11 protein-coding genes and 1 pseudogene are annotated in these 16,800 nt (G+C 55.5%); 6 read left to right on the forward strand and 6 right to left on the reverse strand.

Annotated features, from left to right (window positions below):
* A partial coding sequence (locus Q0510_RS14980; protein WP_298713387.1) for a DUF4955 domain-containing protein occupies positions 1 to 1,116 on the forward strand: 1,116 nt, incomplete at its 5' end.
* Positions 1,117 to 1,185: 69 nt separating this feature from the next.
* On the opposite strand, the gene Q0510_RS14985 is transcribed toward Q0510_RS14980, so the two are convergent.
* Positions 1,186 to 4,005: an outer membrane beta-barrel family protein gene (locus Q0510_RS14985; protein WP_298713390.1), complete on the reverse strand. Its 2,820-nt coding sequence runs from the start codon at positions 4,003 to 4,005 to the stop codon at positions 1,186 to 1,188.
* A 277-nt stretch (positions 4,006 to 4,282) separates the two neighbouring features.
* A complete protein-coding gene (gene gcvP, locus Q0510_RS14990; RefSeq protein ID WP_298713393.1) occupies positions 4,283 to 7,159 on the reverse strand; it encodes an aminomethyl-transferring glycine dehydrogenase in 2,877 nt (958 codons plus the stop codon).
* A gap of 175 nt (positions 7,160 to 7,334) precedes the next feature.
* Between gcvP and Q0510_RS14995 the strand changes: the two genes are divergently transcribed.
* Entirely contained in the window at positions 7,335 to 7,826 is a 492-nt protein-coding gene (locus Q0510_RS14995; protein ID WP_298713396.1) for a YkgJ family cysteine cluster protein, read from the forward strand.
* A 10-nt stretch (positions 7,827 to 7,836) separates the two neighbouring features.
* Here Q0510_RS14995 and Q0510_RS15000 read toward each other — a convergent pair whose 3' ends face one another.
* A complete protein-coding gene (locus Q0510_RS15000; protein ID WP_298713399.1) occupies positions 7,837 to 9,093 on the reverse strand; it encodes an MFS transporter in 1,257 nt (418 codons plus the stop codon).
* 125 nt (positions 9,094 to 9,218) lie between these two features.
* On the opposite strand from Q0510_RS15000, the gene Q0510_RS15005 reads away from it, so the two are divergent.
* Positions 9,219 to 10,397 carry a PQQ-dependent sugar dehydrogenase gene (locus tag Q0510_RS15005; protein ID WP_298713401.1) on the forward strand — a complete coding sequence of 393 codons (1,179 nt, stop codon included), beginning with the start codon at positions 9,219 to 9,221 and terminating at the stop codon, positions 10,395 to 10,397.
* Positions 10,398 to 10,606: 209 nt separating this feature from the next.
* On the forward strand, positions 10,607 to 12,751 hold the full coding sequence (locus Q0510_RS15010) for a carboxy terminal-processing peptidase (RefSeq protein ID WP_298713403.1): 2,145 nt from the start codon (positions 10,607 to 10,609) through the stop codon (positions 12,749 to 12,751).
* An 83-nt stretch (positions 12,752 to 12,834) separates the two neighbouring features.
* Here Q0510_RS15010 and Q0510_RS15015 read toward each other — a convergent pair whose 3' ends face one another.
* Together Q0510_RS15015 and Q0510_RS15020 are read right to left on the reverse strand one after the other, a co-directional pair.
* Positions 12,835 to 13,785 carry a hydrogen peroxide-inducible genes activator gene (locus Q0510_RS15015; RefSeq protein ID WP_298713405.1) on the reverse strand — a complete coding sequence of 317 codons (951 nt, stop codon included), beginning with the start codon at positions 13,783 to 13,785 and terminating at the stop codon, positions 12,835 to 12,837.
* A 113-nt stretch (positions 13,786 to 13,898) separates the two neighbouring features.
* Positions 13,899 to 15,137, reverse strand: coding sequence for a hypothetical protein (locus tag Q0510_RS15020; protein WP_298713408.1), 1,239 nt, complete (start codon positions 15,135 to 15,137; stop codon positions 13,899 to 13,901).
* A gap of 191 nt (positions 15,138 to 15,328) precedes the next feature.
* On the opposite strand from Q0510_RS15020, the gene Q0510_RS15025 reads away from it, so the two are divergent.
* Positions 15,329 to 16,120, forward strand: a complete 792-nt coding sequence (locus Q0510_RS15025) for a class I SAM-dependent methyltransferase (protein ID WP_298713411.1) — start codon at positions 15,329 to 15,331, stop codon at positions 16,118 to 16,120.
* A 22-nt stretch (positions 16,121 to 16,142) separates the two neighbouring features.
* On the forward strand, positions 16,143 to 16,532 hold the full coding sequence (locus Q0510_RS15030; RefSeq protein ID WP_298713414.1) for a DUF5071 domain-containing protein: 390 nt from the start codon (positions 16,143 to 16,145) through the stop codon (positions 16,530 to 16,532).
* Here Q0510_RS15030 and Q0510_RS15035 read toward each other — a convergent pair.
* Positions 16,533 to 16,800, reverse strand: a pseudogene (locus Q0510_RS15035) (ionic transporter y4hA); the annotation flags it as partial. It lies immediately after the preceding gene.

Consider the following 16,800-nt stretch of genomic DNA (forward strand, 5'->3'; position numbering starts at 1 on the left):
GAGATCTTCGCCAGCAAAATGCGCATCGGCACCCGGCAGTTCCGCTTCGAACCTGAAAAACGGAATATCCGCAAACTGGCGGTGCTCCACGGCACTGCGGATCTTGGCAGCCACTGGGTAACCGTTGTGGATGCATCGGCGCTCAAAGCTGGGCAGGACGTGACCCTCCGCCATAAAAGCGAAACCTTCACCCGCCGGTATTTTGCGCCGCAGGAGCTGCATAAGGACTGGACGCGCCTCTTCGGCAACAACGGCGGCATGAACATCCAGGAGATCCACACCATCGCCGAAGTCAAAGGCAACCGCGTTCGCTTCGAAAACCCGCTGCATATCGCCATCGAGCCGGTAGACGGGCACGATTTCATCATCGAATCTTTCGACGCCCTGGAAGAATGCGGCATCGAAGGCATCCGTTTCACCGGCAACTGGAACAGCTATCCGGAAGAATTCGTCCATCATAAAGACAGCATCCACGATGCTGGCTGGTGCGCCGTGGCCATGGAATTCGTGAAGGATTCCTGGGTCCGCGATTGTGTGTTCGACCACTGGAACGAAGGCGTCTTCATCCGCGCGGGCTACCGCATCACGCTAACGGGCGTCCGGTTCGGCGGGAAAGGCGGCCACAGCACGATCCATGCGCGTTCCGGCTACGGCGTGCTCATCAAAAACTGCGATTTCCTGTCGGGCCATCACGGTCCCGGAACGGGTTATACCGGCGTGAATACCGTGGTTACATCCTGCCGCATGGCGGTGGATCAGAATATAGACAGCCATTCCGGCCAGCCCTACGCTACTTTGTTCGACAATGTGCGCGGCGGCGTGTTCCGCAATATCGGCGGGCCGCAGCCAGGGTTCCCGCATCACGGCCGCGATCTCGTTTTCTGGAACTTCGAGCACCGCTCCACCTGGGATTTTACGTATGATTTCTGGGATTTGCAGAAGCGGAAGAACCACACCTTCGCGCAGCCAGTTTTCGCCGGGTTCCAATCCGATAAAAAGATCGCATTCAAAAACGAAGGCACGAACGACTCGCCGGGCAGGCCCGTGGAGCCCCGCAGCCTTTTTGACGCGCAGCTGGCACTGCGTTTGAAAGCCGCAGGCGTCGCCTCGAAATAAAAAAGGCAGTTCCAAAAAAGAAGGCCGCCCGTACAACAGGCGGCCTTTTTATATTTCGGAATGGCGGAATTACCACATCATCATATCCAGCCCGCGCCCGCCGTCGCGGCGGCGGCTGCTGCCGATCTTGGAGCCGAACTTGGCGAAATTGTAGGTGAAGGAAAGCATGAAATACTGCGCCACCATGTCTGTCCGCGTATCGAAGGTGCCGAGTTCCGTTACCATACGGCGGATATTGGTGTTCTGGCGGAAAAGGTCGTATCCGTACAGCTTCACGTTGGCGGCCCGGTTCATGAACTCGTAGCCGATGGCGGCGCTGTATACGGCCACCCCTTTCTTGAAGCCCGGCGCGATGTTGGCGTTGTAGTTGTACGCCAGGTCGTTGTCGATGAAGAAATTTTTCGGCCAGTATAACGTGCCGCCCAGGTTGGCGCGCTGCGTGAAGTTGCTTGTTTTAACGCTGGTGCGGTTGTTGGTCACCTGGCTGTAGCTGGGGCGGTAGTTCATGGTCAGGTCCAGCAGTTCTTTCCAGGAGAAAGACGCGTTGATGTTGGGCCCCAGCATCAGGTTTTTGCTCACGTTCTTATGCACCGCCGTATCGCCGCGCACGTTGTTGATGTTGGAATAGTTGACGTTGTTGGCATAGCTGCCGAACGCACCGCCGTTCACGCGGTACTGGTAGTCTTTCTTTACTTTATTATAGCTCAGGTTGATATGCCCGTTGAAATTGTACACCCCGTTCACGTTGATCGTCTGCGTCACCTGGCTTCCGTCGCTGTTTACTTTGGTGTAGGTCGACATGCTGTTGCTCACCGGCCGGTACCCGATGTTGCTGAACATCCCGAATCCCTTGGGCGAAAACTTGTTATAGCCGATGTTGAACATCTGCGAGAAGGTCGTTTTCAGGTCGGGGTTCCCCAGCCGGATATTGAGGGGGTTGCTGTTGTCCGGAACGGGTTGCAGCTGTTCTATAGTGGGCTGCATGGTGTTGGCGTTGTAGTTGAACGACAACTGGCCTTTATTGGGCAGCGTGAACATGATGCGGGTGTTCGGGTTGAAGTTGGTCTGATCCTGCCGGAAATTTTCCTTCGTATACACATTGAGGTTCTCCAGGCTGTTGAAAAGGACGCCGCCGCCTACGGTGGCGTTGATGGTCTTTTTCTTGTTGCTGAACTGGAAGTTGACGGTAGGGGAGTGCGTGGATTGTTTGTTGTTGAAACGGTTGGAATAGAGGCTGTCGAATTCACTGTATCCTTTTTCCAGTTCATCGAAGTTAAACGTTTCCCGGCTGGAATTATTCTGGCCGAACCGGAAGCTGTACCCGAAATTCAGGCGCCAGCGCTCGCTTAACGGCTCAACGTACGTAATGCCGATATCATAATTCTCGTTCCTGCCGGAAGTGATGCTGCGCTGATCGAGCACGCTGGTGGAATCCAGGAGGTTGTTGACGAAGAACTGCTGGTCGGAATAGTTGAACGCATTGCCATTGTTGATACCGTAATCGCCATGGAGCCGCAGGCTGATGCTCCTGCCTTTTTTATTGAGCGTGCGCATGGCGTGCACATCCACCGCAAAGGAGTTCTGGTCGCCTTTTGATATGTTCCGGCCGTTCCGTTCGTTCGCTTTGTCGTCCAGGTCGCGGTAAGTTTCCTCTTCGCTGGTGCTGTTGGAGCTTTGCCGGGTATTCGTGAACCGGGGCGCCACGCTCAAAATGGTCATGGAATCCAGCTGGTATTCCATATTCATGCTGATGTTGTGCGACTGGTTGCGGCCATATCCACCCCGGTTGCCGAGCACGCTGCGGCCATCGTTGTACCGGTTTTCGGAGATCGTGTTGAATTTGGAATGGGTGTTGTTGAACTGGTAACTCGAGCTGGCTTTAAGGTCTTTAGACCATTCGTCGTTATAGTTCAGCCCTACCATGGAGCCCGTGCGGATACCCTCGCCACCGCCGCCGAAGCTGATGCCGTTGACGCTCATGCCCCCACCGCCGGAAGAGATCGTCATGCCGCCGCCGCGCATGGGTGCGGCAGCCATCACCTCGTTCACGGTAAAGCCCATTTTGTTCAGGTTGTTGGAAGATCCGATCACGCTGATCTGCCGCGGGCCGTCAAAGAAGCTCAGCATCCCGCTGGCGTCGTACCGCTCATCGGTACCGTATCCGCCGGTGATCCTGCCAAACAAACCTTTCTTTTTATCGGGTTTGAGGGTGAAGTTGATGGTCTTGTCTTCCCCATCCTTTTCGATCCCCATTTTCGACTCTATTTTCGTTTTGGTATCGGATACCTGGACTTTATCGATGATGTGGGTAGGGAGGTTCTTCAGGGCGATCTTGGAATCTCCGCCGAAGAAGTCCCGCCCGTCGACCATGATCCGCGACACCGGTTTGCCGTTCACGGTGATCTTCCCGTCCTGGTCAACGTCCACGCCCGGAAGCTTTTTCAGCAATTCTTCCACCACGGCGTTGGGCCGGGTCTTGAATGCGTCTGCATTAAACTCTATCGTGTCTTTCCGGATGGTAATGGGCGGGCGGTTCCCTGCCACTTCGACCACGCCCAGTTCGCGGGGCGCCGGGGCCAGGGTGATACGCCCGAGGTCGGAACGGTCGGCGCCAATGGTCTGGATCCAGGTGCGGTAACCGGTGTAGGACACCAGTACGCGTACCGGTTTGCCGGCCGGGAGCCCCGTTAAACGGAAAGCCCCCTTTTTATCGGTGAGGGTGTAAGTGATCAGGCTGCTGTCTTTCGGGTCCTGGGCGGTGATAGTCGCCATTTCCAACAACTCGCTGCTGGTGGAATCGGCCACGGCGCCTTTGATTTCGGTACGCTGCTGGGCTACAGCAGTGAAACAAAACAAACAGAGGAATACTACAATTGCATTACGGTACATGGAGATAAAGTGGTTTCGGATAGCAAATTACGAAAGTTTCGTAGATAAACGAATTGAATAGTTAAAAGATGCATGAACGGAAAAAATCCACACGCAAACGGTTGAAATTATTAAGAGGAATACTGGCATAATGTTACAAGTTGTTGGTTGATAAATAAATAGGTTGATCGGGCCAGAAATATCGGCAACCGGCTTGCATACAATAGGCACGCCAACACAAAAAAAGGGTGACTACTAATAGTCACCCTTTCGTTATGCTTCGTTGGAAGTCTGAAGATTATGCTTCGGCTTCTGCGTATGCGCTGGTAGGTTCGCAGGTGCAGATGAGGTTGCGGTCGCCGAAAGTGTTGTTCACGCGCGAAACGGAGGGCCAGAATTTGCTGGTTTTCACGTATTCCAGCGGGAAGGCTGCCTGCTGGCGGCCGTAGGGGCGCGTCCATTCGTCGGCGGTGATCACGGCCTGGGTGTGCGGAGCGTTTTTCAGCACGTTGTTGGCCTTGTCTGCCTTGCCGTCTTCCACCGCGCGGATTTCTTCGCGGATAGACAGCAGGGCGTCGCAGAAGCGGTCCAGTTCGGCTTTGTCTTCGCTTTCCGTAGGCTCGATCATGATAGTGCCCGGAACCGGGAAGCTCATGGTAGGAGCGTGGAAGCCGTAGTCCATCAGGCGTTTGGCCACATCTTCCGCTTCAACGCCTGCAGTGGCTTTGAAGGGGCGAAGGTCCACGATGAACTCGTGGGCGCAGGTGCCGCTAACACCGGTGTACAGGATGTCGTACGCGTTTTCGAGCCTTGCCTTCATGTAGTTGGCGTTGAGGATCGCGTATTCCGTAGCGTTCTTAACACCGGTACGGCCCAGGAGGCGGATGTAGGCGTAAGAGATCAGCAGGATGGATGCGCTGCCGAAAGGAGCGGCGGAAACCGCGTGCGCCTGTTTGCTGCCGTTGGTCTGCAGGTCAACGTGACCGGGCAGGAACGGTGCGAGGTGCTTCGCCACGCAGATGGGGCCCATGCCGGGGCCGCCGCCGCCGTGCGGGATGGCGAAGGTCTTATGCAGGTTCAGGTGGCAAACGTCGGCTCCGATGAGGCCGGGGGCGGTGAGGCCCACCTGTGCGTTCATGTTGGCGCCGTCCATATATACCTGTCCGCCGTTGTCGTGGATGATCTGGCAAGCCTCTTTCACACCTTCTTCGTACACGCCGTAGGTGGAAGGGTAAGTGATCATGACACCGGCGAGGTTGTCTTTATGTTGTTCCGCTTTGGCTTTCAGGTCGGCGATATCGATGTATCCGTTCTCAAGCGCTTTCACGATCACTACCTTATAACCGGCCATAACGGCGGAAGCGGGGTTGGTGCCGTGTGCGGAGATGGGGATCAGGATGATATTGCGGTGCGATTCGCCACGGCTTTCGTGGTAATTGCGGATGGCGAGCAAACCGGCGTATTCGCCCTGTGCGCCGGAGTTGGGCTGCAGGGAGCACGCGTCGAAAGCAGTGATTTTGCAGAGGTAGTCGCTCAGTTCCTGTACGATCTGCAGGTATCCGCCTGCCTGATCGGCGGGGGCGAAGGGGTGCATTTTGCTCCAGTGGCTCCAGCTCAGGGGGATCATTTCGGTGGCTGCGTTCAGTTTCATGGTGCAGGAACCGAGGGAGATCATGGAAGTGTTGAGCGACAGGTCTTTATTTTCCAGCCATTTGATGTAGCGCATCATTTCCGTTTCGCTGTGGTGGCTGTTGAAGACCGGGTGCAGCAGGAAGGGGCTGGTGCGCTGGAGATCGGCGGGGATACCGCTGGCGGCGCTTTCCACTTCGGCTTCGGTCACCTGGCCGGCGTTGAATACGGCGAGGATGGCGTTCACATCAGCCACAGACGTGGTTTCGTCGATGGAGATGCCCACCTGGGTGTTGGAAACCTTGCGGAAGTTGATGCCTGCGGACTGTGCTTTCGCGTGGATGGCAGGTGCGTCGGTTACGGAAAGGGTAAGGGTATCGAAGTGCCCGTTATTCACGGCCTGAACGCCTGCCGCAGCCAGTTTGGCTTTCAGCGCGGAGGCCAGCAGGGTGGCTTTCAGGGCGATGTTTTTCAGTCCTTCCGGTCCGTGGAACACGGCGTACATGGCGGCCATGTTGGCGAGGAGGGCCTGCGCGGTACAGATATTGGAAGTTGCTTTTTCGCGTTTGATGTGCTGCTCGCGGGTCTGGAGCGCCATGCGGAGGGCGCGCTGGTTTTGCGCGTCGATGCTCACACCGATGATACGGCCGGGAAGGGCGCGTTTGAACTCATCCTTGGTAGAGAAAAAAGCCGCGTGCGGGCCGCCGAAGCCCAAAGGAACGCCGAAGCGCTGCGCGCTGCCCAGCGCCGCGTCCGCACCCAGCTCGCCCGGAGGCGTGAGGAGCGTCAGCGCCAGCAGGTCGGTTGCCATGGCCACGTAAGCGCCTGTAGCATGCACGGAGTCGATGAAAGTGCGGTAGTCGGCCACGGTGCCCTCGGCGCCGGGGTACTGCACCAACGCGCCGAAGAACGATTCGTCGATGGTTACGGTTTCGTAGTTACCGAAAACCACTTCGATCTGCAGCGGTGTGGCGCGGGTCAGCACCACGTCTTTGGTCTGCGGCATCACGCGCTCGTCCACGAAGAACTTGCCGCGGCTGATATGATCATGGTCTTTGTTCAAGGCGTTGAAGAACATCGTCATCGCTTCCGCTGCGGCGGTAGATTCGTCGAGCAGCGAGGCGTTGGCAATGGGGAGACCGGTGAGGTCGCTCACCATGGTCTGGAAGTTCAGGAGGCTTTCCAGGCGCCCCTGGCTGATTTCAGCCTGGTACGGCGTGTACTGGGTATACCATCCCGGATTCTCGAATATGTTGCGCAAAATCACGCTGGGCGTGATCGTGTCGTAATAACCCTGGCCGATGTAATTCTTGAATACTTTATTCTTCAGCGAAATATCCTTCAGCATGCCCAGGTATTCGTGCTCGCTCATCCCTTCGGGAATAGCCAGCTCGTGCTGCATCCGGATAGAGGCGGGCACCGTTTTGCCCGTCAGTTCATCCAACGATCCGATTCCGATCTTTTCGAGCATGGCGCGGGTTTCCGCATCATTGGGCCCGATGTGGCGGCCAATGAATGCATGCTTGAATGTATTCAATAAATTCATGATGTAAGCAGGTATTAATTGAAAGAATGCGCAAAGCTATGATGTTTTTCCACAATGGCCAAAATACCCGGCCTACAGGGGATATAGGCTTGATATTCGCCGTCCTTTCCAGGCGCGGTTTGTCATGGAATTTTCATAACGCGGGATTATCCTATTTTTGCATCAAATAGTGAAAATGTCAGTCAGCCTCACCGATTGGGAGAAAAAAGCAAAGGAAGCGCAGAAAGCCAACAAACAATTCCTCCAGAAAATGCAGAACCGCAAAGGGAAAGGCGTTGAAAAACACCTGCCGGAACTGCACGACGAGGCGTTTGCGCAAATCGACTGCCTCCAATGCGCCGGCTGCTGCAAAACTATCTCCCCCCGCTTCAAAACCCCCGACATCAAGCGCATCTCCAAACACCTCGGCCTCCGCGAAAGCGTGTTCATCGAAACGTACCTGCGGCTCGACGAAGACGGCGACTACGTCGTGAAGCGCAGCCCCTGCCCCTTCCTCGGCGCCGATAATTACTGCGGCATTTACGACGTGCGTCCCGGCGACTGCCACAACTATCCCTACACCGACAGCTACGAATTCTTCAAACGCCCCAACACCACGCTGCTGAACAGCACGATCTGCCCGGCCGTGTATTACGTGCTGGAACGGTTGAAATCCATCATTAAATAAGAAGAAGAAATTACGCTTTCAGATCCAGCTTCCGCATGGCGGGGGAGATGATGTAGGTGGTAACCACAACGCCCAGGGTCATGAAGCCGCCGAAGACCACGGAGCCCACCGGCCCGAGGAGCCTCGCCATCACCCCGCTCTCGAACGATCCGAGCTCGTTGCTGGACCCCACGAAAATGGAGCTTACGGACGAAACGCGCCCCCGCATATCGTCGGGCGTCTTGAGCTGGAGGATCGTTTGCCGGATGATCACGCTGATCCCGTCCAGCATACCGCTGCCGAACAGCGCCGCCATCGACAGGAGGAAGTTTTTCGACAACCCGAACACAATGATGCACAGCCCGAACCCGAACACCGCCGCCAGCAGTTTAATACCCGGCCTCGTCACGATCGGGCGGTAAGCCAGCGCCATCATGGTCAGGAACGCGCCCACCGCCGGCGCGGCGCGCAAGGCCCCGAAGCCTTCGGGCCCCACTTTCAGGATATCGTTCGCATATATCGTGATCATGGCCACCGATCCGCCGAACAGCACGGCGAACATGTCCAGCGTCATGGCGTTCAGCAATACTTTCGTATTCCAGACGAATTTCAGGCCTTTCGTCAGCCGCTCTTTCACCGTTTCGCCCATCTCCTTGTAATGCACCGGCTTGCGCTTGATCTGCAAAATGCAGTACAGGGACACGAAGATGCACCCCAATACCAGCAGCATCGACCAATGCACCCCGAACATCGCGATGCAAAGCCCGCCCAACGCCGGCCCCGCGATCGCCCCGATCTGCCAGGCCGAAGTGCTCCACGTAGTGGCGTTCACGTAAAGATTGCGCGGCACCAGCAGCCCCAGCAGCGAAAAATTGCTCGGGCTCACGAAGGCGCGGATGATCCCGCCGCAACATACCAGGAAGTAAATCATGAACAACACCCAGGTCTGCGGAACACCCGCCATCACATCGTCCCAGGTCAGGAGGAACAACCCGGTACCCACCACCACATAGCCCAGCAGGCACTTCAGCACCATGCCGCGTTTTTCTTTCTTGTCTACGATATTGCCGGCGAAAAGCGCCAGGCAGAAGGCGGGAACGAATTCCGCAAGGCCGATGAGGCCCAGGTTGAGCGGGTCGCGGGGGAGCATGTACACCTTCCATTCGATAATGGCGAACTGCATCGACAGCGCGAAGATCAGCGCAAAACGGATCACAAGGAAATACCTGAATTCCACATTCCGCATCGAGGCGTATGGGTCGTTCCGGGGTACAGTGGGCTCGTCCAAGCGGTATGGTTTTATTCCGCGCCAAAGGTAAGCGTTTCCGGTCAAAAGCCTTTCCCTTCCGCCCTTCCAAAATTTAACAAGCGTATAGCCGGAAACATTATTTTTATCGGGCATAAAATTCCCATATGAAACTAGTCAAGTTGTTTTTTACAGGCGTCATGATGTCGGGTTCCCTTTTCACTTCCGCCCAGCAGGCACGGCTGGAACTGGTGACCGACCAGGTGCAGTCGCCCGTGTGCATGGCCGTTCCGGGCGACCGGTCGGACCGCCAGTTCATCGTCCAGAAGGAAGGCCGCGTCTGGATCATACAGCGCGGCAAGCTGCAATCCGAACCTTTCATCGACGTCAGCGCCGATATGGTCAAAGTCAACCCCGCCTACGACGAGCGCGGGCTCCTGGGCATGGCCTTCCACCCCAAATTCAAACAAAACGGGAAGTTCTACCTCTATTTCAGCGCGCCGGTTGAGAAGCCGGGCAGAGGCCGCAACCACAAATCGGTGATCGCCGAATACCGTGTGGCCAAATCTTCCGCCAATACGGCCGACCCGTCCACCAGGCGCGTGGTGCTGGAATTCGATCAGCCGGAAAGCAATCATAACGGCGGCGATATCGTATTCGGGCCGGATGGCATGCTGTATATCGCTTCGGGCGACGGCGGCGGTGGCGGCGACAAGCACGGCACCATCGGCAACGGGCAGGACCTTACCAACCTGCTGGGCAAAATCCTCCGGATCGACGTAGACGGGTCGCCTTACAACGTTCCGAAAGACAATCCCTTCCTCAAAACCGCCGGCGCCAAAGGCGAAATCTGGGCGTACGGCCTGCGGAACCCCTGGCGCATATCCTTCGACAAGGCGAACGGACGGCTGTTTGCCGGAGACGTGGGGCAGAACAAGTATGAAGAAGTGGATATCATCACCAAAGGCGGCAATTACGGCTGGCGGATCATGGAAGGTTTTCATGAGTTCAATGTGCCTGACGGCGCCAATAAATCCGTGCTCATCGATCCCATCCACGAGTACGACCATGGCGACGGGATCAGCATTACCGGCGGATATGTTTACCGTGGGAAAGCGTTGCCCGCGCTGGCCGGGAAGTATATCTTCGGCGACTACAACGGTAAAACCTGGACGCTCGCGCAACAGGGTGGGAAGTGGGCGCGCCAGGACCTGGTCTTCTCCAACAAACCATCCGGTAACCTGCAGCTGCTGAGCTGGGGGCAGGATGAAGCCGGGGAAATCTACATGCTCGTGACAATCGCGGGCGCCAGCAACAAAGGTGGCGTTTACAAGCTCGTAAAATAGGACGAACCTGCCATTCCGGCTTATCAATGGCATACTAAAAAGGCAGGCGGTATCCCGGAATGGCATATAGCACGGTTTTTGCCTCCAAGAATATGTTAAATCGAATGCAGGCCCTTATTACACCGTGAATTAGGCTTATATTTGGTTAAGATAAAATCCCGGACGGCACGCCCGCCGTCTGAATTGAAAAATCCGAAAAGAATAGGGTTATGAAGATGAAACTGAAAGCGGTCGTTCCGATATTGCTCATTGGCGTGTTGGCTGGCATATTTGCATTCGCTAAGATCGGTGTGAATGACGACCCCCCCGGAAGATACCAGACGATCATGACCCTGGTGGGACAGATCCTGAAAGAAGGCCATTACCAGCCGAAGCCTATCGATGACGCCTTTTCCCGCGAAGTGTTTACCAAATACCTGAAGAACCTGGACGGCGAGAAGAAATTTTTCCTGAAAAGCGATATCGACGAATTGAAGAAACTGGAAAACCATGTGGACGACGAGCTCAACGGCGCCCCGCTGGATTTCTTCAACAAAAGCTCGGAGATCATGAAGAAGCGCGTGGTGGAAGCGGCGACCATCTATCCACAAATCCTGGCGAAGCCTTTCGACTTCTCCAAACAGGAGAAAATGGACATCGACCCGGACGCTATTCCCTGGCCTACCGACGAAGCCGCCCGTGTGGAAGCATGGCGCAAGGCCCTCAAATACCGCACCCTCGAAAAATACGCAGACCTCATCACCATCCGCGATAAGGACAAGAACGGCAAAACAGACGCCCAGCTCGAAGCCGAGGCCCGCGATAAGGTGAAGAAAGTATATGACCGTTACTTCGACCGCGTGAAAAACCGCACGAAAGACGACGACCGTTTCTCGCTCTACGTGAACGCCATCACCACCACCATGGACCCCCACACCGATTACATGCCGCCGCTGGAGAAACGCTCCTTCCAGGAGTCGATGTCTGGTCGCTTCTACGGTATCGGTGCGCAGCTCCGCGAGGAAGAAGGGCGCATCAAGATCGTGAGCATCGTAACCGGCAGCCCGGCCTGGAAACAGGGCCAGCTGAAAGCGGACGACGTGATCATGAAAGTGGCCGAAGGCGATAAGGAACCGGTAGATATCGGCGGTTTCCCCGTGGAAGAAGCCGTGACCCATATCCGCGGTTCCAAAGGCTCCGTAGTGAAACTGACCGTGAAAAGCGTGGACGGTACCATCAAAGTGATCCCTATCGTCCGCGATGAGATCAAGCTCGACGATGTATTCGCCAAATCCGCCGTGATCAACGGGCAACATAAGATCGGGTATATTTATCTGCCCGAGTTTTATGCCGACTTCAACGACCGCCAGGGCGCCTTCTCATACGACGATGTAGCCGAAGAGATCCGCAAACTGAAAGCCGAGAAGGTAGATGGCATCATCCTCGACCTCCGCTTCAACGGCGGCGGCTCCCTGCCCGACGTAATTAAAATGGCCGGCCTCTTCGTTCCGGAAGGCACGATGGTGCAGGTGCGCAACCGCTCCGGCGAAGTGCAGCAACAGCGCGACCGCGATAAAGGCGTGGCTTACGACGGCCCGCTCGCCATCATGGTCAACGAATTCAGCGCCTCCGCTTCTGAGATCATGGCCGCTGCCATGCAGGACTACAAGCGCGCCGTGGTGATCGGCAGCCCCAGCACCTTCGGTAAAGGCACCGTGCAGCGCCTCCTCGACCTCGACGCATTCGTGAAAGGGGACCTGGGCGGCAGCCTCGGCGGCATCAAACTCACCGTGCAGAAATTCTACCGCGCCAACGGCGGTTCTACCCAGCTGAAAGGCGTCGAATCCGACGTGGTGCTGCCTTCTCCCTACTACGAAGTAGGCGAAAAGAAAGATAAAGACGCGTTGAAATGGGACGTAGTTCCCCAGGCCGAATATTCCACCTGGCAAGACCCGGTGGACGTAGCCCCGCTGAAAGCGAAATCCGCGGAACGCGTCGCCAACAACGAAGCCTTCAAAATGATCAACGAGAACATCGCCACGCTCAAGAAGCTGGATGAGCAGAAGACCTATCCGCTGGACCTCGCGTCTTACCGCGCCGACCAGAAGAAGAACGCCGCAGCGCTCAAACGCTACGACTCGGTAAACGATAAGGTACAGCCGCTCAATATCTCCAGCCTCCAAACCGACCTCGACAAGATCGGGACCGATACGGTGAAACTCGCCCGCAACAAAGACTGGCTCAAAGCGCGGAACAAAGACCCTTACCTCAGTGAAGCGGTCAATGTGATGAACGATCTCATCATGCAGCAGTCGTTCCCCAAGCTGAAAAATAACTATACCGACGCTACGAAGAAAGTCCCGGAACAGAAGTAGACGGTAACGAGAAAGGGTAAAGCACCGCGCTTTACCCTTTTTTTATGCATTATCCATCCGGCCATTGTGCCGGATTTTCTTTTTTACGGCTTTTCCAGCAGGATGTCGATCACCTTGCGGGTTTTGCGCACTTTCATCTTCTCGGGCACATTGGCGAGGATTTCCTTGCGGAATGCTTCGATGAGCGCCTGTTTGATGAAATACCGGTGTGTGACGAGGCTGATTTCGCGGACAGGCTCCGGCGCCTTGAAGAACCGGACCATATTCATTTGTTTAGCGGTAAGATCCTGCAGGCTGAGCTCGGGGAGGATGGTATATCCCTCGTTCAGTTCCACCATGCGCTTGAGGGTTTCCACGCTGCCGGTGTTGTATTCCAGGTTCTTGAACTCGCCCATGCCGAACTTGTCCTGGCAGATGTTAAGCACCTGGTTGCGCATGCAATGGCCTTCGTTGAGCACCCAGATGTCTTTGGCGTCGAGGTCGGTGGCATCTACCAGCTTCTTGTCGGACAGCTTATTGCTTTTGGCGGCGTATATCACGAAATTCTCGTAAAACAGCGGGTGTTCTTCCAGGTGCTGGTTGTGGAGCGGCGTGGCCAGGAGCCCGCAGTCCAGCTGTTCCTGCCGCAGCAGCTGGATGATCTGTTCGGTGGAGTATTCCCAGACTTCGAGCTTTACTTTCGGGTATTTCTTCAGGAAGGCCGTAAGCACGCGCGGCAGGAGGTAAGGCGCGAGGGTGGGGATGATCCCGACCTTGAGGGTGCCCTGCACTTCCTTTTTGCGGTCGGCAATGATCTCGCGGATGCGGGAATTTTCTTTCAGGATGATGCGGGCCTGCGCGATAACGGCCGAACCGATCTCGGTGGGCACTACCGGCAGCTTGCTGCGGTCGAAGATCTTGATGCCCAGCTCATCTTCCAGCTTTTGAATCTGCATGCTGAGCGTGGGTTGCGTAACAAAGCATTTTTCCGCGGCGGTAACGAAGCTCCTGTGGGTATCTACCGCTACTACATATTCCAATTGTACCGTAGTCATGATATTGTTAAAATCAATTGCAAGGTACGGGGATATAGGCGATCTCTATAAAAAAAATTACGAACGGTCTTGTGAGCCGTTCGTAACTATGAATTGTATAGCTGAACCCGGAATTAGAAGATCCGGTAGCGGTATTTGATTTTGTCGACGTTGAGGGTCAGTTCCCGCATGTTGATGGAGGCCTGGATTTCCTGTACGGCTTCGTTTTTAAGGCCGCGGAATTCGTTCTGCTTGGCTTCCACGATGGCGCGGTCGGCCAGGGCGTTATCCTGCGCGAGGCGGAGGGAGTGGTTCACCTTGGTGTAGTAGGAGTCCAGCAGGCTGAAGTACTCGTTGTAAAGGTTTTCGAAGCGTTTGGTTTGGAGCACGAGGTCTTCCAGTTGGTTGTTGGCTTCCTTCAGGTTGGGATTGTCGCGCAGGAGGCCTTCGTAATTGATTTTGCCGCCTTTGGTGTATTGCGCTTCCATCTTGGCGAAGAAGTCCACAACCTTATCTTTCCGGAAATCGATGAAATATTCGTTCAGCGACTCGGCGATGGTTTTGTTGCCGCGTGCGGGCAGGGGCATTTTGAGCACCTGGGAAGTGAAGGCCAGGTGGTCGTACATGTTGTCCTGCAGCAGGGAAAGCTGGTCTTTATTGAAGTTCAGGCCGAACTCGAATTTCTGGTTCGCGTCGTTGAGGGCCGTGTAATAAATCACGTATTTATTGAGTTCCTTCTCGAATTCCTGCAGCAGTTTGTGATTGATGGCCTTGTTGGACTGGCTCACGCTGTGGAGAAAGTTCATCACCGAGCTGGCGATGGCCAGGGGCGGGGTGAGGGAGGTGAAGGATTTGAAAATCGGGCTGTTGATGATGGATTTGGTGGATTCCACCAGTTTGGTATTACGCTCGTTTTTGTCGGATTTACCTTTCAGGATGATTTTTTCGACCAGTTCCACTACGCGGTCGCTCAGCGAAAAGCCGAGCTCCTTGCTCTCCGGGTTGTTGAGCGAGGTGATGAATACGTCCAGGTTGGAGGTGGTGGTCCTGGATTTGAGGTCGATGATCTTTTTGTTGAGCAGATAGTAGGTTTCGGAGGCCTGGATCAGGTTGTTCTTGATCAGGTCGTATTTGGTGATATTGTCCAGTTCCCGGCCCAGGGACAGCTGTTCGATGGCTTTGGCGTTCTGTTTGTCGCTGTCGGAGACTTTCTGCAGATCTTCCATGATTTTCTTGATGGTCGTATCGGCAGTCCTGACCTGCGGCGGTTTGATCTCCGCCGGGGGAGTCGGGGGCTGGTCCTGCGCCGTAGCGGTCAGTGTCACAAATCCCGTCAGTGCAAATGGCATCGTCCACCTGATTAGCTTGAGCATGCTTGAAATGTCCTTTTTATGTTAAGAAAACCTTAAAGAAAATATAATGCCAAAAATAGTTCCAACATGTAAAGATAGTGATAAATTTTACTGCATAACCCAAAGTCAATAAAACCCGAACGTCGTATTACGCCTTTTTTATACCTTTGGCGGCTGAATTACCCCCGATTTTGGGATAAAACTGATTGACTTTGAGCATACGGCACCAGGCGGCATTGGCGAAGAAATATATCCGTTATTATTTGACGGCGGGCAACCGGCACGATGTGCATTCGCCTTTCATCTTCACGCTCGTGGAGGAAGTGTTGAACAAAAAGGGCTTCCGCCCTGCTTACGAGCCCATGGAATTGCTGCGCAGGCGCCTGTTGCAGAGCCGCGACGTGGTGCAGGTGACAGACCTGGGTGCGGGATCGCTGATGGGGGCTTCCAGCACCCGCCGCGTCAGCGACATTGCGCGCCACGCCGCCAAGCCCGCCAGGTTCGGCCAGTTGTTCTACCGCCTTGTGCAGCATCTTGGTGCAAAGAACGTGCTGGAATTGGGAACGTCGCTCGGGCTTTCCACGGCTTACATGGCTTCCGCCGGCGCTACGGTCCACACCATCGAAGGCTGCCCCAATATCGCCGCGCTCGCCAAAATGAATTTCTCTTCCCTGGGTTTAGACAACATCCGCCAGTATACCGGCAACTTCGACACGGAGCTCAGCGGCGTGCTGCAACAGATGCCGAGCCCCGATATCGTGTATATCGACGGCAACCACCGGGAGGAACCCACGGTGCGGTATTTCGAGGAATGTTTGCCTTACCTCCGCCCGGACAGTATCGTTATTTTCGACGACGTGCATTGGACCGAGGGGATGGAGCGTGCCTGGGAGACGGTCAAATCCCATCCTTCCGTAACCACAACCATCGACCTGTTTTTTATCGGTATTGCGTTTATAAGCCCCGATTTCAAGGCAAAACAGCACTTTACGATCAAATTCTGAGGAAACCGGCGTAACTTCCGGTATGCACCCTGCTTTCGTACCAGCGCACAAGAGCGACGACAAAGCGATCGAGCTGCTCCGGAAAACGGAGTGGACCGTGGCAAGGCCTTACGCCATGGCGCTCATGGAGTGGCTGGAGGATATCAATTCCCCGCATTTCAACCCCATTTACAATTACCTGATGCCGCACGTCCACGAGCTAAGCGCTGAGTTTTGCGCCGTGTTCGCGACAGACGAGGACATCTGGAAAACCAATTGCATTTATCTCCTCGAAAAATCCCGCATCCCCATGACTGATCCGCAGATACAGGCGATGCTGCTCCGGATGGCGGGCAACCCGACACCCGGAGAGATCTGCCACGACACGGCGCAGGCCGCGCGCGAACTGGCGGAGGAATGGCGGCTCCTGTAGCTACGGCACGATGGTCGTAAACAGGTAAGTGGCCAGGATCACCAGCAGCACAACGCCCTGCTGGATATTGGTGCGCCCTGCATTGAAGGAAATACTGATCGTGAAGAGCGACAGCAGCATGAGTAAAGTCCCTTTCGTATCGATCCCCAGCGTTACTTCGAACCCGGCGAAGATAGAAACCAGCGCCACGGCGGGAATGGTGAGGCCGATGGAGGCGAGGGCGGAGCCCAGCGCGAGATTGAGGCTCGTTTGCAGGCGGTTCTTCCGT

This window comes from uncultured Chitinophaga sp., assembly GCF_937874145.1.
Taxonomy (GTDB): Bacteria; Bacteroidota; Bacteroidia; order Chitinophagales; family Chitinophagaceae; genus Chitinophaga.

Coding starts and splice junctions, on each gene's coding strand:
- Q0510_RS14995 (WP_298713396.1), top strand. CDS start 7,335: ATGTCAGTCAGCCTCACCGATTGGGAGAAAAAAGCAAAGGAAGCGCAG.
- Q0510_RS15020 (WP_298713408.1), bottom strand. CDS start 15,137: ATGCTCAAGCTAATCAGGTGGACGATGCCATTTGCACTGACGGGATTT.
- Q0510_RS14985 (WP_298713390.1), bottom strand. CDS start 4,005: ATGTACCGTAATGCAATTGTAGTATTCCTCTGTTTGTTTTGTTTCACT.
- Q0510_RS15030 (WP_298713414.1), top strand. CDS start 16,143: ATGCACCCTGCTTTCGTACCAGCGCACAAGAGCGACGACAAAGCGATC.
- Q0510_RS15005 (WP_298713401.1), top strand. CDS start 9,219: ATGAAACTAGTCAAGTTGTTTTTTACAGGCGTCATGATGTCGGGTTCC.
- Q0510_RS15010 (WP_298713403.1), top strand. CDS start 10,607: ATGAAGATGAAACTGAAAGCGGTCGTTCCGATATTGCTCATTGGCGTG.
- Q0510_RS15015 (WP_298713405.1), bottom strand. CDS start 13,785: ATGACTACGGTACAATTGGAATATGTAGTAGCGGTAGATACCCACAGG.
- gcvP (WP_298713393.1), bottom strand. CDS start 7,159: ATGAATTTATTGAATACATTCAAGCATGCATTCATTGGCCGCCACATC.